Here is a 23,908-nt window from a genome sequence, read left to right as displayed (position 1 = left end):
GACATGCAGAGCGCAAAGCATCTACTATCTAGGTGGACGACGTTTACTCCATTTCCGCCCACGGCGCATCTTTCGCGCTCTGCATGTCAGCCGGAACGGCCAGATCCTGGAAGCAGACGGCGGCACTGCACGCCACTCAGCGGTCAGTGGATCTCGCCAACCGCCTTTCCAGGCTGTTCGGCATCGACCCAACCCATCACCGCGTCAAGATCGACGCCCTTGCGGGTCGACCACTCAACCAAATTGGCGGGCCGGTAGCTTGACGAGTGGCGATACCGCTCGAAGACCGAGCCATCAATCGTCTCATTGACATTGATGTACGTCGCATCCGGGTCCCGGCCGGGAGGGGATGCAATGGGCCGAAGATGCCTCTTGCTGAGGATGGCGTAGGAGCCGCGCATGAACTCCCGGTAAGAGTCTGAAATCGGAGCGTCGAGGGCCCCGTCGTCCACCTCGATGTCGCTCCTGAACGCGAGACCGTGGGACCGGGCCTTTTCGATGATCCAGCTGAGAGGAGCCTGTGCAAGCAGATCATTCGGGTATCCGCCGCCCACATTACCGTGGGCGCCAGCAAACCAACGCTGCTCGACACTGCTGTAGGGACGCGGCGGTGCGATCACCGCCTGGGGATCGGTAGGGATTCTCTTCGTCCATAACGTCGGCATGAAGCTGTTGCGATGCTCATCGAGGGCAAGGGCGTGAAACGCATTCTCGATTGGCACCCTCAAGCCCGTGTCCAGAAATCGGAAACTGGTCCGACTGATGCCTTCCCAGCTGAACGCGGGAATGCCGAGCGCGCCGACAGTGTCCCAGACGGCCACCAGCTTGATCGGCACGCGGCGGGAGTATTTCAGCATCCAGCGTTCTTCCAGGGCAGAGGCCTTCAGCGGGCCTGCGACCAAGTCGTCATGAAGCTTCCACACGGTCAGCGCGTCGCGTCGGCGGTACCGGGCGAACAACTGGTTGACGCTTAACGGGGCACCCGGCCTCAACAGGCCACACTTGGTGATAAAGCCTGTCAGAGAACGCGCAGTGAAGGCGCCGCGGCTGAAGCCGAACACGAAGATGTCGTCACCATCGTTGTAGTTTTCGACCAGCCACTCATAGGCATCAAGGATATTCCTGAGCAGCCCCTTCCCAAAGGCTCCGCCAATGACTCCGTTCACCCCGATATCATAGTAGGCGAGCTGGGCTGGGTTTCCGGTGTCTTTCGTTGAACACAGGGCGCGCAAGCGCCAGACATTGGTGTTGTCCGACACGGAATTCCAGGTTCCATCAAGGAAAACCGCCAGCCGCTTCTTACCCGGTCCCGCTGCCGATAATGATTCCATTTCGCTTCCTTGAAAAGGAAGACAGACCACGACATATGGCGGCTGTCCAGCGGTCCTAAGTCAGCGCCCTCCGGAGATTCTGTCCGGTTGCTAAGAAGGTGGGGTAACGCGGCCACAGATGGTGACAAAGGCTGAACTGCCCCAGCGGCACGAGGCGCGAACAAGATCGAGTAGTCGCGGCTGCTGGTCGTCGGCCGGCCGATGGTGATCATGGACACGCCGACGTAGCTCCCGGTCTTGAAGCGGCCGATGAATTCGACAGGCATCGCCTATGTAGCGGAAGCACCCGTCGCGCCGGTCGAGCTTGAACCTCAGTGTCGGGTTCGGTTGCGTTGGTTCTTCCTGGGCCCTTGCCGGAGCAGATATGAGAATGGCGGCGCCGACAGCCCAGAGCAGCGGCCATTTGGAGGCACTATGGCGCATCACTTGGTCTCGGGGTCGGGCTCACCAAAGGTCTTCACGAAGATGGCCTTGCCAGTGCCTGAAATTTGCTTCTGGATGTCCCAGTCGAGCTTGCTGTCCCTGATGTAGAGACTGAGGGTACAAATCTCGCCGCGGCAGGCACTTGGCGTTGAGGACTGCTTGTCCTGGATAGAATATGAGGCGATATATCCAACGATAACGTCCTTGCAGTCCGTGTCGGGTAAGCGGCAAGGCGGCGCGTTTGACACTTTGCTACTTAAGGAGTTCCGGTGCATAGGATTTGACGCGTGCCATCGTGAGGGCGCGACCATGTCGCACCAAAACCTCATGCTCTTCGGCCTCCAATCTCTTTAAATCTGTTGCCACCAGCGACGCGAAAGCGGCGTCGCCAGGCCGTTCCTCGCCTACCCGGCTGTCGATTGAAAACCAGATGGGTTTCGGGCCCTTTTTCGCGTCGTACGACAATTGCAGACGAGCAAATTGAAGACCTCTTACCTGCTCCATCATGATGTTGATCGCCTCCTTAAGCACGATTGTCCCGGACTCCGTCGGATGAGGGGACACGGCGAACGGCTTGCCGCCATCACTTACAAAACACACATCGACGGGATTGCGCCGCGCTCGCATCAACGGGTTCACGCCCAGATTATCGTAAATGCCTCCATCGCTCAGCGTCGCGTATTCGCTCAGGGAATTGGGATAGATGTCGGCATTGAGCCGTAGCGGAGGAAACACGGGCGGGAAAGCCGAGGATGCTGCCACGGCCAAGCTGATTGGATAGTTACTCGCATTCGCGGTGCCGCTCTCGTGCTCCCCCATCGTTTCTCCAGCGTCTTCTCCGGGCGCCAATGCCTTGCCTGCAACAAAGAAAAACATGTTGCCGGTGGCCAGGTTGGTGGCGTTGAGATAGATTCGTGGACCATCTCTGAGAGCGGATAGCCGTGCACCCGCGAACAGATCCCGATCATAGCTTGCGCCAAGCTTCTCCAGGCGTGTTTCGAAGGGGTCCAGGATACCTCCGATGATCGAAGAGACGGCGATCGACTTTGTCAGCAGATAGTCCGAAAGGCCCTTCAGCACATCCTGTTTGCCCCAATTCAGCGCCAAGTAGGCGCCTGCCACGCTCCCGCCGCTCACGCAGCTGATGAGATCAAGCTTGTCGAGTAAGTCGAGTTCCTGGAGAGCCGTAAACGTCCCTACATGGAACGCGGCAGCACGAAACCCGCCCCCCGAGAGCGCAATTCCAAGTTTCTTGGTTTCGCCGTTGATTAGAACGACCATCGTATACCCCCCATTGAGAATTCCCCGCCGACCCGAGCAGCTGGCATCATGAAAGGTCGAACGTCATCTCAACAAAAAGATCGCTGTGTTCGATCTTGACCGGCCGCTTTGCTGACGTCGGGTTGTTTCGGAAAGCTCGTTTTTCGACGGTTGGATTACCGTCGCCCTGAACGATGCGTCCCTTGGTCTTTTCCTGCAACGCCTTGTAAAGCTCCTCGAACGGCATCCTCCACCCGCTTCCAGGTTCCGCTCGACCCTTACCTTGAATGGCCGCGACCGCCTCTACGACCGGTATCGCGGCTACTAGTCGTGGGTCGACCATGCGCTCCAGACCGAGCGCTTCGACCGTGGCATTATGACTCCCATGGTGTCCGACCTTGTAAAATGTTGTCCGGCGCAACAGGTCCTCTGCGGTGACAGGTTTGCCCGAGGACATAGTCTTCGCGGCGGGAGGATAGGTCTGGTCATTCCAAGACAGCCAATTCCCCACCTGGGCGTCTCCGGGAAACAGCAATACCTGGCCATCGGGGAGTTCAAACGCCAGTGCCAGGCTGGTGTTGTTTGTATCCGAATCCATCTTCAGGGCCAAAGCTTCGATGGAGCCTGTCCAGTCGCTGTCAATCCTACGCCACTTTTCGGCCGGAGCGTCATACAGTTTGCGGACCCCCGACTTGGTCGCCTTCTTGCGACGGGTTTTCCCTTTCAGGGGTCTTTGGTAAACGGCCGAGAAAGGCAGGACTGTGTCGGTTCGATTGGCAAGAAGCGAGAGCTGGGCATTTACTGTGCTTTCCGCCGCCGCGGCGGCGTCCAGACGCGTCAGATATACCTCCTTCGCCTGTCCCTTGGATGGGGTGTCTTTTCGCAGCAAAACTTCATCTCGAGGCGGGCCAAGAACAAAGGCCTTGATATTGAACTCGTCGAGGTCAATGACCTGTCCAGGCTCAAGATAAGATGTTGAATCGGCACCAGCTTTATCCTTCAGCATTTGCATGATTTCGGCAGTCCCGAAGACGCCCGATGCACCTAGCCCGTTTATGGCGACCGGCCCGGCGAAAGCGGCAAGCGCCGCTGCCGTTCGCAAGCCGGGATGCGCATCGCCTTGCGCCAGCGTGGCCGCCGCCGCCAAAGCCTGCTTTCCCTTCGAAAATCGTGCCCTTAGGACCTGAGCCTGCGGATCTTTCAGGTTTTCGGTCCAAGCCATCCAAAGCCGGCCGATGGAAACCGCACCGTCAAGGAATGCGCCTTTTTCGAACGCAAACCCGGACAGATGGTCGTAGTGCTCGTGGGTTATGACCAGCAGGTCGATCCGGTTGCCGACGGTCTTCAGGACGTCTTTCGCGATCGCTGAAATGCGGGCCGGGCCGGCCTCAACTTCGGACAGGCGCTTTTTACCGATCCGGTTCACGACCTTCGGGTCAAGTTTGGCGATCAGATCGGCTCCAGCGGCAACGTTCTGGAGGACCCCACAATCTATAAGTATGGATCGCTCCAACTCCGCGCCGCCGTCGTCCAACGTGGTGCGAATGAGGAAGCAATCGCCCAAGATGCCGCGATACATCCTGATCCTCAAGAGCTTCAATATCCCCACACCTAACCTCCCCGGTGCACCAGAGCGAACGGTTCGTCCAACGCAGTGCCGGTCGATCCCCCTTGCAGTCCATAACCGAACGCGGTCGAGCCGAAGCGGTAACCCGCAAGGAAATCGCGTTGTTGCTCCAGCCGGGCATCGTCACTAATTCGCTTTCGGACTGCGTAACGCAGGTGACCCTCCCGAAGGTCGAAGATGAGTGTGGCACCACCGCGGAACACAAAGTCCGCGCCCGACGGGTTATCGCCGTGCTTGTCTTGAAGCTCCTGTTCGTTCTGATCGTAGAAGCCGCGCCGCTGCTGTACAATTTCAATGATAAGTTGGCGGAGATCCTGGCCGTCGGGTCCTGTTCGCCGGGAGGTTCTTACAGAATGAATTTCCACGGGCGGAGCAAATCCCTTCGGGTCCCCTGGCCGGCTCAGTATCGTCTCGCGGTCGTCATACGAGATCAAACCTCGTCGGAAGACTACTCCGCACACCTCTTGCCATGGCTTATCCTCGGTGGTCCGAAAGCTCTCCGATCCCAGGATCCACCAATGCACGCTCTCCGCGTTCTCCTCAGCGGCCTTGATTGCCGTCGTCCGATCGAATTTTGGCTCCAAATCCAGGTCCAAATCGTCATAATCGGCCGCCAGATGATGGACCGGCGCCTCCCACAACAAACTGTCGACAGCCAGAGAGAGACAGCCCTCCGGGATGATACCGCGCCGCCGAAACCCTTCTATGATGGCGAGCCGATAATTAAGCACGTCATCGGGCACCAGGTCATAGTCCGCCGTTATGATTGCCCGGAGAAAATCGCCAAAGCGGACGTCTACTGGCGGCAGGTAGTCGAGGGCGCGGATGCACATTCGCATCACGTGTTCCGCCGCCTTGCTCGCCTCCCGTGTTAATCGTTTGACCAGGTCTGGATGGAGGTTCTGGTCGGGACCGGTGCCGGGTCTGATGCCGGCGATTCTGAGCAGATCAGCGGTGCGGTTCTCATAGATCGACAGAAAAGCATCGAAAACGGCCGCCACCAGGACCGCGCCGCGTTCGTGAGGCTCCGTCATGTCGTCGCGCAAGATCACGGGCGCAGCTCCACTGTGATCGTCAATCGCCTCGCGAAGGGCTCCGTCCCGGCCGGTAGCCTCGCCGAACTGCCGGGCGAGGCCGCTGAGGAGGGAGCGGTTGTCCAGGCTACCGCCGTCTTTCGCAATCTGGGCGCTGACTGCTTCCTCAAGCGAAAAATGTGAGAACAGAGCGACGATATCGGCAAAGGCTTCGTGGAACGCCAAGCTGTCTACGCTGGTCGGTTCAGCAAACCGCCGGTGAAGTCCATCCAGGATCGCATGCGTGACCTCGTGAACGATGATGTCATGCGAAAGCGCGGTAAACACCCATTTGGCGCCGGCGCTGTGCGCGGACGTCTGAAAATAGCCGAACAGGAGGGCCTTCTTTTCCCGGCTGTAATAAGCATTGGGCTCGCGAAGGGCATGGGGATAGATACGCAATTTATAGACCGGCTCGTATTTACGCCCGTTGGGAACGCGACGCGGAGCCCAGAAGACTCTCCTGCCAAGCGCCCGTTCGAAAGTTCGAATAGTCTTCATTGCAACGGCGAACACCATCTGCTGGTGAAAGCGGGGATCGCCTTCCGAGGGGGCCAAGCCGTCCTGAGCCAGGAGGTAGGGGTGATTGAGGTCCACCGGCTCATAAAATTGGCCGCTGACCGGATCGATATCAATAACTTCAAGGTAGTCATTGATGGGGCCGGGCTGAATTTCTTCCTCCCAGCTCTGCTCCCAAGGTATTTTAATTGTTGCAACATTAACGCCTGCAGTCGCAGCCAACGTAGAAGCCTGCGGGTCGAAGGCATAGACCCGCAACCGGCGAACAGGCGGAGCCGTATATTGCCCCGACATGGCATTTCCCCCATCCCTAGTATTTCAAACACTACCGATTGAAATACTTACCGAGATTACACCCTCACTCTATTAGAAACATGCTCGAAACATCGGGTCAATGGCCGGCGCGCTTACAGGCATAAAAACGGAAAATGTTCTTGCCGTATCGGAATAACCGGAGCACTCGATCACCAGACCCTGCCGGTTTACTTTCTGAAGAACGGTCGCTTTCGGGTCGTCATCACCGGGCTAGCGCGTCGCCGCCCGTCCGCACACTTCTTCTAAACCGTTCGCACTCCTGGGCTGACCTGTAGCATCCCATCTGAACGCTCGTTCAGGACGTTCAAGCCGCTTTATCAATCCCCGAAACCGCAGGCATCGTCTTCCCTAGCTGCTCCGTCGGCGGGTGACGCAGCAAGGCCGTTGATTGCTGGATCAAGGCAAGCCTGGCCACCGGGAGACGACGTAGGGGGGGACCATACAACGTCAGGAGCAGCACGATCTTGCGCCGTTACCCGTAGGAAATATCGTTCACCAGCCGAAGGCAGCCCGATTTGCACTTCCCAAAATGAACGACTGGCATCTTGATGTCGAATACAGCTTAATTGTGGTCACTCTTCTAGAGGGAAGTACATCATGGCTGAGTTATCGAGTCCGTCGACATCTCAACTGTCAGAAGATGAGCGCGCCAGGATCTCAGACAATCAGCGGCGCGCCAGGCGTAGGCAGAAAGCGCTTGGAAGGCACGGGGCCCGATTCTCCCATGCTATGGTCTGTGTCGGTTCCGGGATTTGGGCCGATGCAACGCCAGAAAGCGGCGAGATGATTGCCGCCGAGTCAGCTATTTTCGACAGCTTAGCTCCCGGAGAGTTCCGCATCCTACGTCGACCCTCCATACTTCCGAGAGCGAGGCCAAAGCCGTCATTCAAGAACGCGTTGGACGCCCTCCAGCACGAAATCAGCAAGCAAAGTGCTTGGTTTTATGACTTCTTCTATTTTTGCTATCAGCGATATGACTACCTGCTGGGTTTTTCGCAATACGCGGCAAGTCGAACGTCATTTTGCTCAGATTTGGTCGAGAAGATCTATGCTCGCCGTGCCCCCGGATTGTTACAGGCCGGACGGCGCAACCGCATTTTCCCACAGGACTTATTTGCGATGGCTACAGACGCGAAATTTGACGACATAACTCAAGCGTTTTCCGAAGGCCGCCGGACATTCCCCTCTACCACGGACAAAGAGCGGGTTAAGCACATGCTGAACGTCATGGAATTTCGCCTGGGTGCGGCTTTGGACAACATCGCGGCGCTCGAACAGGGTGAAAGAATAAGGGTCGCTACCAGCAAAATGCCTGGAGGGGATCGTTTACCCCAGACCCCAATCGGTGAATCATTTGGCCCCGCCGAGCAACTCACCTGGAGTACAAAAGCGGCTGCAGTTGCGGCCCGAAAAAGGGTGCAAAAGCTAAAATTAAGGTGGTGAAGCTAAATCCATGGAGCACAAATGGCCCCATGCAGATTAGCCTACCTTGGCATCACGACACGGGCGACGGCATCGCCGACACGGATTCATTGACGCCGTGACGGAAGAAGACAAACCCAGTGTAACGGTCACCCTCAACGGCACGGCGTGATCGCGCCGGCGCTTCAGGCCATCCGCTTGGCGACTGAAATGGTGGCCGTATGCACGTCAGCGATCGAGGCTACAGATCTCAACGATCTACCTCGGGACGGGTTTTTCGGGCTGAGCTTCGTGCCTCACGCCGATCAAGCCAAGGCCAAGCTAGCTTATCGCGCGTGGATATTGGGGAAGGCGTTTCAGGAACTGGCCAGGGGGCTGAGGGCTACGCTCGAGCAAGCCTACATCTACACGCTTGGTTGAGGGAAGGACGCAAGGTCGAGACCTGGGGCGAGTTCGAGGACATTTATCTCGCGGCGGAAAAGAAGGCGTCGAGTCTCAATTTTCCAGATTTGCTGCTGGCCGTGCAGGCGCAATTGGCGACGAAGCTCGATTTCTTTGAGGAGTACCGCTCGCTTCAGAGGGCTCGGAACTGTCTGGAACATCGCAATGGCGTTGTAGGTCATATTGACTGCGACGAAGGCGAGGGGGCCCTTAGCCTGAAGTTGCCCCGTTTGAAATGTTTTACCGTCAGCGACGGGGAAGAGATCGAGGTTCACAAGAACCAGTACTTTGAAAAGGGCGGGACGATCAAAATCAAAAGAGACTTGCGTATTCGTGTCTTCGCCTTGGGGGAAACGGTCTCTTTCACCGCGGAGGAATTCAGCGAGATCGCCATGGCGCTTCGCTTGTTCGTCGCCGACATTGCGCCGAAGCTGCCGATTTAGACCACTGGAATGGCGGTGGGTTGTCGGAGTGCATGCCTGCGAGATGGGCCATTCGAACTGGCACTGTGTTCTCCGGATTCCTATATCTAACCGGCGCTATCCCATGGGGACCATGACTGATGAGTGACGATTCTCCCGACTCTCCCAAGCCCATCAAGCTTGAGGACCTTAAGGTAAGCACCGGCAGTGGTGCCAAGCCATTGAGCGAGATTGCAAAAACACTTGCAGGTATTGGGTCACACGTAAATCCTGCTAAAAACTTGGCCATCCGCCTGCAGGAACAGCAAGACAAGTTCAGTGATTTGCTCCGGCCCTCGAAGGAGGCGGAGCCGCTTCGGAAGCGCTTTGAATCGCTCACACAGCCGTCGCCTGCAATGAGGTCCATACTGGATCAGGTGGAAGGCCAAAGGCGACTGCTCGATTCAATCTCGAAGCCGGATGCCGGGGGGCTATTGACCGAGCGAGCTATTTCGGCCCCTAGAATGCCGGATTTCCAGATGCCCAGAAACCCCATTCTGGACACGAATGCGCAGCTGGCAGAAATCGAACGGAAGTTTGAAAGCATGCTGGATGTCATGACAAACGCCGCGCGGATCGGCAACGATATTCAAGCCCAGGCAACGACCTTTATAGGAAAGTTCGAAGAGGCCTCCAGCCAGACCGACAGTTCAGCCAAAAAAGCAATTCTTGTCGGCGTATTTGCGCTCGTGATCGCCACGCTGAGTCCCTTCGCCCCGATGGTCGTTGATTACTTTTCGCCAAATCGCACCGTTCCGGCGATCGAGGCTCTCACGCGGGAGGTGGTTTCTGCCGATCGGGCGGCTAGCGCTGACAACCAGAAACTAATTGAGGCGCTCAAGAAGCGCGACGATCAGGCGACCGGAAGAATTGTCGAGGAAGTTCGCCGCAGGCAGGACGAAACGAATGCCATTCTGCGGGAGCTCATTGAGACCCTGAAAGATCGCAATGTGCCTGCCAACCCCTGAGAACCGGGCTCTGGCGCAAGAGTAGCTCTATGCGAACAGCTCACGGTCTCGGATCTTGAACGGGTCTGTATAGTCCTCAGCCCACCATGGGTCTTGGCCGTAGGCGCCTTTTGCAAGGACGATGTCTTTTTGGCCTCTGCAGCGTCTTCCTGGGTGACGCGGAAATGGTAGTCGTCGAAGATGCGTATCCCTTCGACCATATACGATGTCGCAATTTTTTTCGCGGATGAGGAGCAGGTTCTCTCCGTTCTGAAGGTCAGCGGGCTTGCTGAAGTTGTAAGAACCGGTCCACACGCGGGCGTCAGGTGTGTTGAAATCGATTACCAGAAACTTGTGGTGCAGATTTGGCCCGCTGCCGGTGTAAGGTTCGACCTTAAACGGCGTCGGCACGTGTTTGTTGAGGCGAGCGAAATAGACGGGTGCAGTGTTGCCATTGGGCTTATGAACGGTGACACCGGTGTTGTTGTCGGAAATGCCGTAGGTGAAAACCGGGCTGTTGGTAGCCGCTTCCACGGCGTCTGTTACAGCACCGCCTGTGATGCTCAGGAAAGCCAGGGAATAGAGTAGGCAGGCCTGGGCCTTTTCGACATCCTGGCCGATTTCCGCAAGGCGGGCACGGGCTGTGTCATGGGGAGAAAAGGTGATGCTGGCATCAATGCCCGCCAAGCCGAGCGGATGCCAGTCGGGTGAGGGACCGTTGGCGAAGCCATTCCTTTTTCCAATAGGCCTCGAACGCAGCCTTGAGGGGGGCTACGGCTTGAGCGCCCGTTAACAGCAAGGCGTTGTTCGATTGAACATAGAGCCCGCGCCAGCTGAAGTTTGTCGAACCGCAGACGGCGCGCGGGACGGCCGCATCCACGATAATCATCTTATTATGTTGGAGACCTCCCATCCCGTTGTCCTCGCCAGCGGAAGCCTTGAGCAGTGTCTCGGACTGGGTCTCACCACTTGTCTTGAGCCCATGCTTATCGCTGTCGTCGATGATTATCCTGAGGCGCGGACCGAGCGCGAACAGGCGGTCCATGATTTCGCTTTCGCTCATGTCGTAGGCGACCATGCTGACCGTTGCGGCAGGATCGGCTACTGCTGCATCCAAAAGCGCAAAGATCTCTTTTCGGGCCTCCAGTCCCATCCATTCGTAGGCATCGTCCGCGTCCGGATGCGTCGGCTTGAACGTGGTGCCCTGAGCGACGCGGGCGGGCAGCAATGTTTTGAGCGGCCCGCGAGCCTGATATTTGTCCACGAAAGCCTGGGAAGCCACATACCCCCTGGTGGCGCTGCCGTCCGACGTTTCCATGCTAGGGCACACGTGCGACGGTGAAGCTTGCGCCTCAAACGTGGCCTGTGCGCAGCTGGAGCTTCACCGACCTGGCCCTCGACCGAGCAACGTGAAGCGCGACTCGCGTTCTCGGGTCCCCGCTACCATATGTAAAAAGACATACCTGCCATGCATCGCCGCCTGCGGCGTTTTGGTCCGATTGGCCTGTTGACAACTTGCCAAATAATCGTACCCTCAGTGCAACGCGCTGCACGAACGTATTTACTTCATTTTAACGCTGTGCCATAAAAAAGGCAGACGGTGATTCCACCGCCTGCCTTCTGTTTGTGCGTACCTGCGGACGTGGCGCCGTAACACTGCCCAGACCACAGGTCCGTACCGTTGCAAGTCGGTTCTAGTGCCCCAAGGCTCCATTGACAAGCCACAGGCTAGTTGCCGGCGGCGCGCGCACACGGAAATGATCCGTTGCGTGCCCGTTCCGGCCAACCATAGGAACCGACACAGATGCCTGCAAAACTGACCTTTTTCCCCGTGGGCAACGGGGACATGGCGCTGATCAAGCTCGACAACAAGCAAACGATCCTCGTCGACATCAACATCCGCGCCGCCGCCGACGATCCTGAGGACGACACCTACGACGTTGCCCAGGATCTCAAGAGGCGCCTCTCCCGCGACGACAAGGGCCGGCTCTACGTCGACGCCTTCCTGCTCTCGCACCCGGATTCCGACCACGTGACCGGGCTCACGACGCATTTCCACCTCGGCCCGCCCGAGGATTTCCCGGAGGGTGACGAGAACCTCATCCTGATCCGCGAAATGTGGTCGTCGCCGATCGTGTTCCGGCGCGCCAGCAAGCAGCACAAGCTCTGCGACGAGGCCAAGGCGTGGGCCACCGAAGCGCGGCGCCGGGTCGCGCTGTTCAAAGAGAAGGGCCTGACCGGCACCGGTTCAGGCGACCGCATCCTGATCCTCGGTGAGGATAAAGACGGCAAGACCGATGATCTCACGGACATCCTGGTCAAGCAGGACGGCCTGCTGACCGCAGCTGACCGCGTGAACACGGGCCAGTTAGAAGGCCGCCTGCTGGCGCCGATGTACGTCGACGAAGACGACAAGGAGCTGATCGAAGTCCTCGAGAAGAACAACTCCTCGGCGATCGTGCGGTTCTCCATCGCCGGCGACGGCGTGGCCGACCGCTGCCGCTTCCTGACCGGTGGCGACGCGGACGTCTCCATCTGGGACCAGCTGTGGCAGCGCCACAAGGACAGTAACAAGGACTGGCTCAGCTACGATGTCATGGAGACGCCGCACCACTGCTCCTGGCGCACCCTGAGCCACGACCGCTGGTCCGAGATGGGCGAGAAGGTCAAGGTGTCCGAGGACGCCAGGAACGCACTCTCCCAGACCCGTGACGGCGCCATCATCGTCGCCTCCTGCAAGCCCATCAAAAAGGACGACGACAACCCGCCTCATGAGCGGGCCAAGCGGGAATATGTCTCGATCACCTCGGCCGAACGCTTCATCTGCACGACCGAGTATGCCGATGAGCACGACGGGCCGGTCGAGTTCAACATCACCGGCGTCGGCACATCCAAGCAGCTGGCGCTGACCCCGAAAAAGGCCGCCTCGATCGCCGGCGTGACCGGAGTGACGACGACGCCCAGATCCCACGGCTGAGCCATGGCCTCGGCAGACATGAAGCGGCACGCGGAACACTTTCTGCGTGTCGCAACAGAGATTCCGCAATGCCAGCGCTGTGGCCTGATCGCCGTCGGTGACGACGTGGCGACCCTGTTCCTTGATCTGGCCGTGGAGATGCCAACGCACTGGCACGCCAAGGGCACCGCCCCTAACGGCGTCCTGCCGGTCGAACGCGTTGAGGTCCTGCTTGGCGCTGACTACCCGTGGCGGTGCCCCACCTTCACCCTGCGCAAGGGCTTTCCGCGCAACCTGCACCACTTGACGCCCGGCTCGGAAAACGTGTGTCCAACCCCCTGTCTTGTGGACGGCAACCAGGACGAATATTTCAATCAGCACGGCCTGATCGAACTCGGCATCGGGGCCATCGTCAACCAGATGGGCGTTTGGCTCGGTCGCGCAGCAATTGGCACCTTGATGGATCCGGATCATGGCTGGGAACCCGTGATGCGCCAAGGCCTGCCGAACCGGCTTATTATCGATGCGGACTTCGCCCGAAGCCAGATCACCGACAAGTCCGGCTCGGTATGGCTTGCTACCAAATTCATGAAGGGCAAGGATCTCGCTGGCAAAAGGTCCTACACCCTCTCGGCGCACAATGAATTTGCCGCTGCCGTCGGCAACATGTCTGCTTTCCCCTTTGAGGCCGAAAGCGAAGGACGCTACAGCGGCATCACCGCGACGGTGCTGATCTGGCCGCCAAATGGCGCCATCACAAGTGCGGTGCTGCCTGAGACGGTAGCGAACCTTGACGACTTGGCACAACGCGCTGAGGCCTTCGGCTGCGGCGTTGAGTTTGCGAAATTCCTCGACAGGCTCCAGCGGCGCTGGGCGGGCAAAACCGATGACGCGACCTTCCCGATCGCCGTTTTGTTTGGCGTGCGGCGACCTTTTCGGCTGATCGGGCGGGCGTCGACGATCGAGTTGCTTCCTTACTTGATTGAAATCACGGCTCCGCAGAAGCGGGCCTCGCTGTTCGAAGGGCCCAACGCGAGAGCCGCCGTTGCCATGGAGCAACTGGATCGCACGACGCCCGCGCTTCTCCGCGCCGTGTCGGCAGCTCCCTCTTATCCGCCATTCAGCCTGGTTGGCTGCGGCAGCGTCGGATCGAAAACCGCTCTGCATCTGGCCCGTGCCGGCGCCCAGATCTTGGCCGTCTCCGACAGCAACGAGCTGCGGCCCCACAACATGGCCCGGCACGCCCTCGTGCGGCCACCCCTGCCGTGGCCGAAGGCGTTTGAACTGTCTGACGAGCTGGCCCTGCTCGGGCAGAAACCGGAAGCCCATCTGATTGACGTGGTTAGGGGCCTGAAGCGTGCGGACAATCGCCTGCTGATTTCGCCGCCCGGGACCGGCACGCTGCTCAACACGACCGCATCGAGCCTGGTGCGCGATGCCCTGTCAATGGTGAGCCCTGCCGAGCTGCCGGCACGCATGGCGGAGATCGCCCTTTTCGGGCGCGGCCGTGGCGGTTTCGTATTTCATGAGGGAAGCAACCGCAATCCGAGCCTCGCCGACCTGCAGGCGGTGCTGTCCGCGACCGTGACGCCTTATGAACGGACATTGTTGTTCGATCCCGAGTTCGGGCTGACGCAAATTCAGATCGGGGAAGGCTGCGGCTCCATGACTATGCCGATGACCGACGCGCGCCTTTCGGCGATGACCGCCATGGCCACCGAGGAACTCATGCGCCTCGCCGGCGCCAATGCCGATGGCGGAGAACTGGTCGTGGGGGTGGCAGAGCCCGATAGCCCATCGACAAGTTGGCGCCGCCTCTCCGTGTCAAAATTCCTGGAAATCCCGGTCGAGGGCGGCGAATGGACTTTGCGTCTGTCGTCGCACGTCGCCGGCATGATCCGCGAAGAGACCGCGCGGTTTCCCAATGTCGAGACGGGAGGCCTTCTGATCGGCTCCTGCAGTTCTCTCATGAAGACTGTCACGGTGGTCGACCTGATCGAGGCGCCAGAAGACAGCGTGAGGACGCCGACGCTGTTCGTGCTTGGAACGAAGGGCATGAAGAATCGGATCGATGCCCGTTTCGAGGAAAGCGGCCGCTCGCTGCTTGATGTGGGTACCTGGCACAGCCACCTCGCCGAACAAGGTCCCTCGCCCACCGACCGCAAGACGGCCAAGCAGGTCGCCGTGGAGCGAGCGCCGCCGGCCATCCTTCTCATTGCCACTCCAGCCACGTACCATGCCATCATGCATCAGGACGCGCCATGAACGATTACCTCGACGCCTACTCCATCAAGGCGCGCCTCGCGCCGGCAGCTCTGGCAATTGCCCCGGTCATTGTCCTGATTGTGCTGGCCTTCAACTGGGTTCAGCCGAGCCTCCCCGAGGCCATCATCGGTCTCGCCGTCATGGTCCTGTTCTTCGCTGCCTCGAATGTGGCCCGCCGCCTGGGCAAGAGGAAGGAGAGACAGCTGTTCGCGACGACCGGCGGGAGACCGGAAAATCGCGAACTGAACCACCTGGATAAGACACTCGACGAGCGGACCAAGGACCGCTACCGCAAATTCCTCGCCAAGCAGCTCGAGCAGCCGGCGCCGACGCGCGACATGGAAGTCGAGGACCCCGACGAAGCGGCTGCGTTCTATGTGCAGTGCTACAACTGGCTGCGCGAGAACACCCGCGACACCGAGAAATTTCGGATTCTTTTCAACGAGAACATCGCCTACGGCTATTACCGCAATCTCCTGGCGCTGAAGCCCTATGGCATCGTGCTCAATCTGCTGACCATCGCCGCCGCGGCCGCAATCATCTACTACAAGCCCGATTTCGCCGAGCTAACCCATGGAAAGCTTGCGGCCCTCGGCATCCTCGCCGCCGTGCATGCGGGCTACCTGATCTTCGGCGTCACCAAGCGAGCCACGCTTGACGCCTCGAAGGCATATGCCCGCCAACTCACCCTCAGCTGCGAGACGCTGATGGTGCAGATGAAATCGGCCTGAGCTGCAACGTTCCCTGTGGCGCGCACGAGTGTCGCCAAGGTGTACAGGTTCAGGTTTTTTGAGCCAAGCTGGTGCGGAAATTGAAAGCCTGCCCGTGATCGACCGCGAAATCCACCTTTACCTCGATGACAGCGGCAGCCGTGAGCCAGACCGAGAGCCCAGAGAGAAGCGCCGGGACGAAATGGATTATTTCGCCCTCGGCGGCATCCTCATCAACGAGGAAGACGTCGATGAGCTCTATGCCCGCCACAAGGCCTTCTGCCAGAAGCACGGCATCACCTACCCGCTCCACTCCTGGGCGATCCGGGGCGGCCGTGGCGACTTCGGCTGGCTGAAGAAGCCGGAGTCCGCTTTTGAATTCCTGGGAGACTTGCAGGGAATGCTGCTTGGGCTGCCCGTGATCGGCATCGCCGCGGTCATCGACCGACCGGGCTATGTTGCCCGCTACCGCGACCGGTACCGGGACCAGCTCTGGTTCATGTGCAAGACCGCCTACTGCATCCTGATCGAGCGCGCCGCCAAATATGCCCGCAGCCAGGACCGCAAGCTGCGCGTGTTCTTCGAGCGCGCCGGCAAAGCCGAGGACCGCGACCTGGTGGCCTACACGCGGATCCTGAAGACGCAGGGGATGCCGTTCGACGGCGCCAACTCCGCCAGCTACGGGTCGTTAACTGCCGAGGAGTTCAGGGACATCGTGCGCGGGGAGCCCCGCGGCAGAACCAAAGCCACGCCGATGTTGCAGATCGCCGATCTCTACCTCTATCCGATGGCCAAGGGCGGCTATGACCCGTCCTACCGGCCCTACAGGGCCCTGATGGACCACAAGCGTCTCATCGACGCGCACCTGCAGCCCGAGGACCTGGCATCCTGCGGCATCAAATACAGCTGCTTTGAAGGATAAAAAACAAAGACCCGGACTAGCCGGGCCTTCGTTTTGAAAAGTTCGGCTGGCGCCTGGCGCCAACCCCGGAGCGATGCTCACGCCCAAAGTATGGGTATTGACGCTCTCTTTGTCAACACCCCGGGTGAACCTCTGGTCGGGGGGTCCCTATCTTATCGCTTGCATATAGCACGGTTCGTCTGATCGACACTTCATATTATCAAGTCCTCTTCTTTGGGTGCAGCGCGGTTCCCCGGCTCCTGAATCCAGGGACATAGGCCGGGCGAACCTTGAAACACCCTCCCCCTGAATGCAGAACCGTCCCCGATGCCCTTGCGTCATCACGGGAAACCACCATATCTAGGCGCAGTTCATCACAGGGAGCCTCAGATGGCCCAGCCAGAAACCGCCAAGGCAGACGTCGACAAGCTACGCACCAACGAGAAGAAGTGGACCAAGGCACTCATGGCCACGGGCTGGAGCGCTTTCCCCAACATCATCATCGAGAAGCAGCAGGCTCTCGGCCTCGATGCGCTCGACATGAACATCATCATCCACCTGGTCCAGTACTGGTGGCTGCCCGACAACCTTCCCCACCCCTCGGTCGAAACCATCGCCAAGGCGATCGGGGTGACGCCCCGCACCATTCAGAAACGCATTGCCGCCCTCGAGGCCCTTAAACTTCTTGGCCGGGAGGAACGGCGCAACACGCCCAATGGCAGCATGACGAACCGCTATCATTTCGATGGCCTGATCGAGGCCGCCAGGCCGTTTGCGCTGGAAAAGGCCGCCGAGATCAAGAAGGCGGCCGAGGAGAGATCGAACCGGTTGAAGCGTAAGAAGCCGCAGCTGGTCGTGGACAACGATGCATAGGCAGATCGTGGCGTAGCTCAGAGGATAGAGCGCCTCGCTTTCGACCTGGGTGGTGCGTGACACCGCTATCTAGGGGCGAGGAGGTCGCAGGTTCAAGTCCTGCCGTCACGTCCAAGGCCCACCGGGAGTCGTCCCATGCACGGAGAATCTCAATCGAACGGCGTCATATCGGTCGGGGCACTTCGACTTGAGACTCCAGAACACCAACATCAACTGGACTGCATGATGATCCCAGAATCGGAAGGCGCCACCCCGTTCGGTATTTTCCTGCTCGCCGACTCCTTTTTGCAGGCCGCGAAGGCCGTTGATGCCGGTCGCCGCGGTCTGACGTCGGGACCGACCAGGTTGCTTTGCTACCATGCGTGCGAACTCTTCCTGAAATGCTACCTCCGCAGCGCGGGCCGAGACATTGAGGCTTTGCGGGCCTTGGGGCACAATCTGCACGAGATGGCTGTGGCCGCTCAAGGTTCAGGCCTGGTCCTGCCTGCCAGAACTGTCAGCCAAGCCAAAACTCTGGCCGACAAGAACGATTATGTGCGTGTGCGCTATATGGTGGTTGAAAAGCCCGGAGACATCCGACCGGAAGTTCTGCTGGCGAGGACTGAAAGCATCCGAGAGAGTGTCAGGCTGGCGCTCGGCATGGATCCGCTCGGCAACCCACACCCTTAAGCGCGCCGCCCCAGCGAACTATTCTTCGTCAGGCCCCGCTTTTTTTCGGTGTCTCGCCCACGAAGACGCCCGGTCGGTCCATGCGAAGGAGTACGGCGCAAGGGAATACGCCGATTGGCGCCTCCGGACTGACGAATTCCAGGCCGAACTGCACCGCCGTGGCGTGCCGTCAGGCCGATCGCCTGGTAGCCCGGCGTTTGTCCGCTTCCGTAGGCAATCTCTGCTACAGTTCTCCCATGTCCCTGTTCTCCCATCTCGATCCGTATCTGCTCAACCCAGCCAACGATCCACTGGTGTTCGACGCCACGCTGGCAGGCCACGGGAGCTACACGACGGAACATTTCGTCTTGCGCCTCAGTCCCCGCGCCCATGAGCTTGTCGACGCGCTCACCCAGCGCGACACCGAGGGTCATGACGTAGCCGAACTGTACCAAGCCTACTCGACCTATCTGCACGAAACCGTGCATTGGTGGCAGCACATGGGGTCCACTGCGGGACTCATCCTCAGCCTGGCGTACCCGGCGCAAATCTATGGCAGCATGACGTCTCTTCAGACCTTTGCGCGGGGCGCCGGCGTCGCCAAACCTGTAAAGGCTTGGGCGCACAGGGCGATGCTCGACGGTCGGACGCACTCTGATCCGGTGCTCGCCGCCGCCAATATTGCCGTCAACAACGCGCTCGACATCAAGTTCTACAAGCAACTTGCCTGGTCGCCGAAGTCGATCCTCTCGCTGGAGCAAACGCCCTATTTTCAGAGCGTCGGGCACAGCTACCTCAAAACCTATGGTGAGATCGTCCACGCGATCAACGGGTCCTGTGACTTCGCGGAAGGGCAATTTCCCGACCCCGGTCGCTGGGATGCACAATTCCTCAAACTTCAACTCAGCCGGATTGAAGGCTTCCTTCGCGGTGCGCGCCCACCTTACGCCGACATCGGCATCCATCAGATATTCGAAGGCCAGGCCCGCTTTTGCCAAATTCAGTATTTGGCATCGTCAGGCGGTCCCGAGCTGCTTCAGACGTATCGCGAGCAAGGCTACTTTGCGCCCGTCTATGTCGACTCGTTTGAACTGTTCCTGGTGCTTACCGGGACAGAATGGCCCGAACGGTATGACAGCCCGATCGTCGGCCTGTTTCTGCTGATCTGCGACCTTGCAATCAACCCGACGAGGGGGTTTCCGCTCGACATCGAGTTCTTCGAGGACTTTATCCGCGACGTTGATCCTGGCGCGCGCTTCACAAGACTTTGCCTGGCCGCAGCCGAAACCCCCGAGCTCGCCCAGGCGGTGCAAAATTTCTCCGCTCAGGAGTATGAGCACGTCGCGGCGCGACTGAGCGAGCGATGCGGATACGATGATCCGCGGACGGGACTTGCTGCCGTGGTCGGGCTGCTCGGCGACAAGGGCCCTGTCGATGCCCTGATGGAGGAGCATCGTACGTTCAACTATGCCGGTGTGAACATGCCTGTCCGGGTCCTGGTCTCGCACTTCATCGCTTTTTGCCGAGACAAGCAGCGCAGTCCCGAATTTTTCTGTTGGCCGGGCATCTGGATGGCGGGAGACAACTTCAACCCTGAGGCCGGATCGCTGTTCGTCACCCATCTGTCCCTCTTCCAGGACAGAGGTGACACCGAGAAGATCTTTCCTCGCGCCGTGCGCGGCCGGAGCCCCGAAAACATCAAGAAACTGGTCAACACCTTCTTTGGCGGAATGCTCGTGTTCGATCTCGCCCTGCAATGGGTCCTCGAGCCGGGACCTTTCCGCTACGATTTCAAATGGCTTACCGGGAAATCCGAAAATGCTGCACTGATCGCCTTGGCGAAGCGACAGTTCGCGCAGTACTACGGCCCGGATCCTGACACCTGCACTCTGATCGACTCGCCTGTTCCCTGAGGGTCCCGACGAGCGCCTAGCCACATGCCGGAGGTGCAGGCACCGGCCGGCATGCCAGCCGTGGGAGGGGTGTGACGCGCCCCCGTCCTGACCCAAGTAACGACATGCGAGATGGCGATGCTTGCCTTTCACCGTGTTTTACGTACAATATCCGTACGATATGGATTCGGTACGGACTTGATTGGAGGTAGAAATGGTGAAAACCGAGCGATTCGAGCTCAGGCTCGATGAAAGCACGATTGACCGGATCGATGCTTGGCGGGGAGAGCAGCGTGACCTCCCTTCGCGGGCAGAGGCCATCCGCACCTTGGTGTATACTGGGCTTGAGGCTGGTCGGCGCAAGGCCTTCCGGCCGACCAGCTCTGAAAAACTGATCATGTGGATGCTAGCCGAAGTCCTGCGCCAGCATAAAGGCTACGAGGACATGAAGTCAGTCGAGTTGATTCAGAGCGCCATCTACGGAGGCCATTTCTGGGGCCTGGAATGGGAAATGTCGGGCATCTTTCACGATGAGGTCGACGACCCCGAGGCGCTCGACTTCGTGGTCGACACGATGGCGATGTGGCGAGCCATTGAATGGGGATATGAGAAGCTCAGTCCCGAAGACAGGCAGCGCGTCGAGGACCAGGTGAAGTACTGGGGGAAAAACCCCAAGTTTGACGGCTTCGACGGGAACGAAGAGGGACGCTACATGTCGATGGCCAAATTCATGGTCGAAAAGCTCGGGCGCTTTGAGGAGTTCAGGGACAGATCCCTGAACGCTCACGCCAACACGGTGTCGACTTATCGCGAGATGCTGCAGAAATATGCCGAGATCGAGGCCCGCCGCGGTTCGCCGGCATACAGGCGTGCCGGCCAGTTGCTCAACGCCGACGAGCTCATCGAGCTCCTCAAGCTCCGGTAGCGAATGGTGCAGAGTCGCTGGCCACGATAAGCTCGGGTCGGCGTGGAATCGTCAGTTTGCGGACCGTTCCAAAACTGCCTTTAGATTATTCAAAATGGCGCGCCGCATCTCCTCGGCGCCCAGGCCCACAACGTCGCCAAGCATGCGAACGGCCTCGTCCACGCCGCCCGGCGTGACGGGGGAACCATCTACCTCCACGAAGGGACCATCCGTCTCCGTGAGCAGCCGGTCGAGCGGCAAGGTCCCGAGGAGAGCCACTGACCGCTCGGACCTGAACATGGCCTGGTTGACGGAAAAATAGCACCCGAGAGCCGCAGCCCGCCGCGCGTCTGCGACCGATCCGCTGAACCAGTGCAGCACCACCTTGCCACTGCCCTTGGGAAGCAGCTCCTCGATGTGGTCGAGAACCTTCGACGCCGTGCGGACGCTATGCACGGAGAGGATCTTGTCCCCCGCCCTCTGGCAGGAGGTTAGAATACGCCTGAAGACGTCGACTTGACGATCGATCGAGCGGTAGTGTGCGGGGCTCGCATCGAGACCGACTTCGCCGACATACCTCGTCTCGGGCAACAGCGCCTCGAACAGGGGCAGTTCGGTCCAGCGCTGCTCGGCAAGATGCGGGTGAATGCCGAGCCCAATGCGCACAAACTCGGCGCCCTTTGCAAGGTTCATGTTCTGCCTGAACGCCTTCGGCGTCGTCGTCACCGCGAGCGTCGCCACCTTAGCCTCTTCGCAGGCTCTTATAGCCGCGGCCGGATCTGGATACAGGTCCAGGTGACAGTGGAAATCGACGAGGCGTGGTGCAGACATGCTCAGCTAGGCTTCGCCCTGACGGGTTCGAGGAAATGGGCCACTTCCTGCATTCCTCGCACGAAGACGTCAACATAGTCGTCAATCTCGGACGGCTCGTCGGTCAGCGGACCGGGGATGCGCGCGAGGGCCTTTGCGGCCCGCGGATTCCGCCGTAACCGCTCCGCCATCAGCTGAAACGACCTCACATGTTCGCCCTCGGCCTCGAGCGTATCGAGACGACGCGCCGCCAAATCCTTCACCACATAGGGTGTCGTATCCGACTCGTTTGCGTCCAGGCCGGCTGCCAGGGATGCTCTGCGGATCAGACAGGGGACGCAGGTTCCGCAGTGCTGCGGTGGCAGGCCTCTGTAGCGGGCTTTCGCCGGCGAGGAACACGACATCGAGGAGGGAATGGCCCGTCGCAACAGCGCCGGATCCTCGCAATCCCTGACCATCTGACCCTTGGTCACGTGGCGATAGGGGTTTTCCAGACGCCGGGCGATGCCAAGCCCCCGCATCAACTCGTTGAAGCGCGCCATGTAGAATGGGTGAGTGGTGCGGGTGCTGAGCGAACCGAGGCGGAGCGGGTCGAGGGGTACGTTGAGGCCGATCAGGCCGTTCTCGGGCACGCGGACCGGGGCGTCAGACGTCAGCCCCGAAGCCGCCAAAATGGCCAACGCGAAAAACAGGAAGGATCTCCCCCTCTGGCTGTTTTCCACCTCGCCGGTGTCGACATGGTTGCGGTCGAAGCCGAGGCGCGCCCGCAGGGACAACGGCTCGTTTGTTTTGTAATTCTTGCGCAGCAAGTCCAGCAGCAACGTCTGCGCCTTGCTCGTCTCCGAATCCCAGTAATGGCTCACCAGAAGCGGCTTCCCGCCCCCGGCCAGGAAATCCAACGCCCCGACGAGACTGTCCAGACCGCCGGAGAACAGACACACTTCGTCCGGCTCGGCGAGGCCCAGCGACGGCCGCGCCGTTGCGATCGTCGCAAAGGGTGCGGGCCGTGCCCTGAACACGATACGCCAATGGTCGCCCGTCAAGAACCTGAGAGTGCGGGCGAGCAACGCTCCCTGCGCCGCCCACAAGTCAGGCTCACGCACCGGCACCACTAGGTCCAGCTCCCGGGTCCAGCCGTCCTGTGCATTCGCGGAGCGCGAGACGCGGGTGTCGGCCGCGTTGACCATGGCGGCGAGGATGACGAGGTCGATCGCGGTTTCCGTCGGCCGGAGGCCGAGGTCGGCCAACGTCTGCAGCGCGTTGCCGATGCCGTAATCGAGCCGCTTGTTCGCGGCCACGAACTGGACCGTCACCGGCGTCGCGTCCGGCTGGACGACCGGCACGGCCCCGTTATCCGCCGCACCCAGGCGGCCGACAAACACGAAACGTCTCATGCGCTATCCCCCAGGATGCGGATCAGTTCGAAGGACTGCTCGTAGATGGCCTGGACGAAGGCCTCGACGCCCGCGTAGGGAACTGACGCCAGCGTGCCGCCCGCAGCCGCGAAGCGATCGCGGACGGTGCCCTGGATGAAGTCGTGCAGCGTCCTCTGAATGATCTCGACCGCGGCAACGTCGGTCGGGAGCCGTATGGACCTGCCCCCGATCTCGTTGAACAGCTTGGTCTCGATCGAGCGTGCGAGCGCACCGGTGAACACGGCGTCCAGCACGTCGGGCGTGGCGCCATCGAAAGGCAGATCTCCCGCCGCGCCGAGCTCGCCCACGGTCTCGAGCATCGCGTTCCTCGCAATGGCCTCATCAATCGTCCCGCCGTCAGGGCACAGGAGGTCCGTGAGGGCGAGGAAGACGTCGGCTATCGGGGCGCCGACGAGGCTCTGCAGGTTGAAGACCCGCAGAGCCGCAGCCGGGCCGTTCTGCGCCACCTGACCCAACAGCTGTCCCAGGCCAGTCATCACCCTGCGGGACGGCGCCATGGCACGGGCAGCGTTGCGTGCACCGCCCATGGCTCTGACGTACTTGCCGGCGGCGCGCCTCAGGTCCCTGCCGCCACCCCCGCGCGAGCGGGCCGCACGGGAGAAATCCGAGCGAGCGGAGCCGAGTGGCTTGCCCGCCGCCGGTGACGCCAGCGGGGGCAGCGGCTGGGGCACGGGAACCGGGTTCGGTGGTGTGC

General features: G+C 60.1%; 20 protein-coding genes and 1 tRNA gene. 12 read left to right on the top strand and 9 right to left on the bottom strand.

What is annotated here, in order from left to right; all coding sequences use genetic code 11:
• Window positions 1–143: 143 nt before the first annotated feature.
• The 4 genes from EOB36_RS26665 to EOB36_RS26650 form a co-directional block, all read right to left on the bottom strand.
• Window positions 144–1,331 (bottom strand): DUF2235 domain-containing protein, encoded by a 1,188-nt coding sequence (locus EOB36_RS26665; RefSeq protein ID WP_091600486.1) that lies wholly within the window; start codon window positions 1,329–1,331, stop codon window positions 144–146.
• 675 nt (window positions 1,332–2,006) lie between these two features.
• Window positions 2,007–3,035, bottom strand: a complete 1,029-nt coding sequence (locus tag EOB36_RS26660; RefSeq protein WP_091600488.1) for a patatin-like phospholipase family protein — start codon at window positions 3,033–3,035, stop codon at window positions 2,007–2,009.
• Between the two features lie 46 nt (window positions 3,036–3,081).
• On the bottom strand, window positions 3,082–4,593 hold the full coding sequence (locus EOB36_RS26655) for a hypothetical protein (RefSeq protein WP_128286060.1): 1,512 nt from the start codon (window positions 4,591–4,593) through the stop codon (window positions 3,082–3,084).
• Window positions 4,594–4,625: 32 nt separating this feature from the next.
• Window positions 4,626–6,527 (bottom strand): hypothetical protein, encoded by a 1,902-nt coding sequence (locus EOB36_RS26650; protein WP_095486983.1) that lies wholly within the window; start codon window positions 6,525–6,527, stop codon window positions 4,626–4,628.
• Window positions 6,528–7,145: 618 nt separating this feature from the next.
• Between EOB36_RS26650 and EOB36_RS26645 the strand changes: the two genes are divergently transcribed.
• The 3 genes from EOB36_RS26645 to EOB36_RS26630 all read left to right on the top strand — a co-directional run bounded on the left by EOB36_RS26645 (window position 7,146) and on the right by EOB36_RS26630 (window position 9,840).
• On the top strand, window positions 7,146–7,991 hold the full coding sequence (locus EOB36_RS26645; RefSeq protein ID WP_128286059.1) for a hypothetical protein: 846 nt from the start codon (window positions 7,146–7,148) through the stop codon (window positions 7,989–7,991).
• A 314-nt stretch (window positions 7,992–8,305) separates the two neighbouring features.
• Window positions 8,306–8,854: a hypothetical protein gene (locus EOB36_RS26635; protein WP_206637212.1), complete on the top strand. Its 549-nt coding sequence runs from the start codon at window positions 8,306–8,308 to the stop codon at window positions 8,852–8,854.
• A gap of 119 nt (window positions 8,855–8,973) precedes the next feature.
• Window positions 8,974–9,840 (top strand): hypothetical protein, encoded by an 867-nt coding sequence (locus EOB36_RS26630; protein ID WP_095486976.1) that lies wholly within the window; start codon window positions 8,974–8,976, stop codon window positions 9,838–9,840.
• Window positions 9,841–9,867: 27 nt separating this feature from the next.
• Here EOB36_RS26630 and EOB36_RS26625 read toward each other — a convergent pair whose 3' ends face one another.
• Window positions 9,868–10,506: a phospholipase D-like domain-containing protein gene (locus EOB36_RS26625; protein ID WP_095486974.1), complete on the bottom strand. Its 639-nt coding sequence runs from the start codon at window positions 10,504–10,506 to the stop codon at window positions 9,868–9,870.
• Window positions 10,493–11,137 carry a phospholipase D-like domain-containing protein gene (locus EOB36_RS26620; RefSeq protein ID WP_095486972.1) on the bottom strand — a complete coding sequence of 215 codons (645 nt, stop codon included), beginning with the start codon at window positions 11,135–11,137 and terminating at the stop codon, window positions 10,493–10,495. Before EOB36_RS26620 ends, EOB36_RS26625 begins: the two co-directional genes overlap by 14 nt.
• Window positions 11,138–11,623: 486 nt before the next feature.
• On the opposite strand from EOB36_RS26620, the gene EOB36_RS26615 reads away from it, so the two are divergent.
• The 9 genes from EOB36_RS26615 (at window position 11,624) to EOB36_RS26575 (ending at window position 20,989) form a co-directional block, all read left to right on the top strand.
• Entirely contained in the window at window positions 11,624–12,796 is a 1,173-nt protein-coding gene (locus EOB36_RS26615) for a hypothetical protein (RefSeq protein ID WP_128286056.1), read from the top strand.
• Between the two features lie 3 nt (window positions 12,797–12,799).
• Complete coding sequence (locus EOB36_RS26610; RefSeq protein ID WP_095486968.1) at window positions 12,800–15,040, top strand: Mov34/MPN/PAD-1 family protein; 2,241 nt, start codon at window positions 12,800–12,802, stop codon at window positions 15,038–15,040.
• Complete coding sequence (locus tag EOB36_RS26605) at window positions 15,037–15,771, top strand: hypothetical protein (RefSeq protein ID WP_095486966.1); 735 nt, start codon at window positions 15,037–15,039, stop codon at window positions 15,769–15,771. The genes EOB36_RS26610 and EOB36_RS26605 overlap by 4 nt, the downstream gene beginning before the upstream one ends.
• Window positions 15,772–15,829: 58 nt before the next feature.
• On the top strand, window positions 15,830–16,672 hold the full coding sequence (locus tag EOB36_RS26600; protein ID WP_245467894.1) for a DUF3800 domain-containing protein: 843 nt from the start codon (window positions 15,830–15,832) through the stop codon (window positions 16,670–16,672).
• Window positions 16,673–17,041: 369 nt separating this feature from the next.
• Window positions 17,042–17,524 carry a helix-turn-helix domain-containing protein gene (locus tag EOB36_RS26595; RefSeq protein WP_023679072.1) on the top strand — a complete coding sequence of 161 codons (483 nt, stop codon included), beginning with the start codon at window positions 17,042–17,044 and terminating at the stop codon, window positions 17,522–17,524.
• A 6-nt stretch (window positions 17,525–17,530) separates the two neighbouring features.
• Window positions 17,531–17,638: transfer RNA gene (locus EOB36_RS26590), tRNA-OTHER, on the top strand.
• Window positions 17,639–17,659: 21 nt separating this feature from the next.
• Window positions 17,660–18,193, top strand: a complete 534-nt coding sequence (locus EOB36_RS26585) for a hypothetical protein (RefSeq protein WP_128286055.1) — start codon at window positions 17,660–17,662, stop codon at window positions 18,191–18,193.
• A gap of 236 nt (window positions 18,194–18,429) precedes the next feature.
• The gene (locus tag EOB36_RS26580) at window positions 18,430–20,085 is read left to right on the top strand and encodes a hypothetical protein (protein WP_095486962.1); all 1,656 of its coding nucleotides are present in this window, start codon (window positions 18,430–18,432) and stop codon (window positions 20,083–20,085) included.
• A 193-nt stretch (window positions 20,086–20,278) separates the two neighbouring features.
• The gene (locus EOB36_RS26575; RefSeq protein ID WP_091600257.1) at window positions 20,279–20,989 is read left to right on the top strand and encodes a YfbU family protein; all 711 of its coding nucleotides are present in this window, start codon (window positions 20,279–20,281) and stop codon (window positions 20,987–20,989) included.
• Window positions 20,990–21,040: 51 nt separating this feature from the next.
• Here EOB36_RS26575 and qatD read toward each other — a convergent pair whose 3' ends face one another.
• The 3 genes from qatD to qatB all read right to left on the bottom strand — a co-directional run.
• The gene (qatD, locus tag EOB36_RS26570; RefSeq protein WP_091600256.1) at window positions 21,041–21,799 is read right to left on the bottom strand and encodes a Qat anti-phage system TatD family nuclease QatD; all 759 of its coding nucleotides are present in this window, start codon (window positions 21,797–21,799) and stop codon (window positions 21,041–21,043) included.
• Window positions 21,800–21,801: 2 nt separating this feature from the next.
• Window positions 21,802–23,172: a Qat anti-phage system QueC-like protein QatC gene (qatC, locus tag EOB36_RS26565; RefSeq protein WP_095486960.1), complete on the bottom strand. Its 1,371-nt coding sequence runs from the start codon at window positions 23,170–23,172 to the stop codon at window positions 21,802–21,804.
• On the bottom strand, window positions 23,169–23,908 hold a 740-nt coding region (gene qatB, locus EOB36_RS26560; protein WP_206637211.1), incomplete at its 5' end, for a Qat anti-phage system associated protein QatB. The genes qatB and qatC, both read right to left, overlap by 4 nt.

This window comes from Mesorhizobium sp. M6A.T.Cr.TU.017.01.1.1 (assembly GCF_004023115.1).
Classification (GTDB): Bacteria; Pseudomonadota; Alphaproteobacteria; order Rhizobiales; family Rhizobiaceae; genus Mesorhizobium; species Mesorhizobium mediterraneum.
This window is presented reverse-complemented; position numbering and strand designations above follow the sequence as displayed.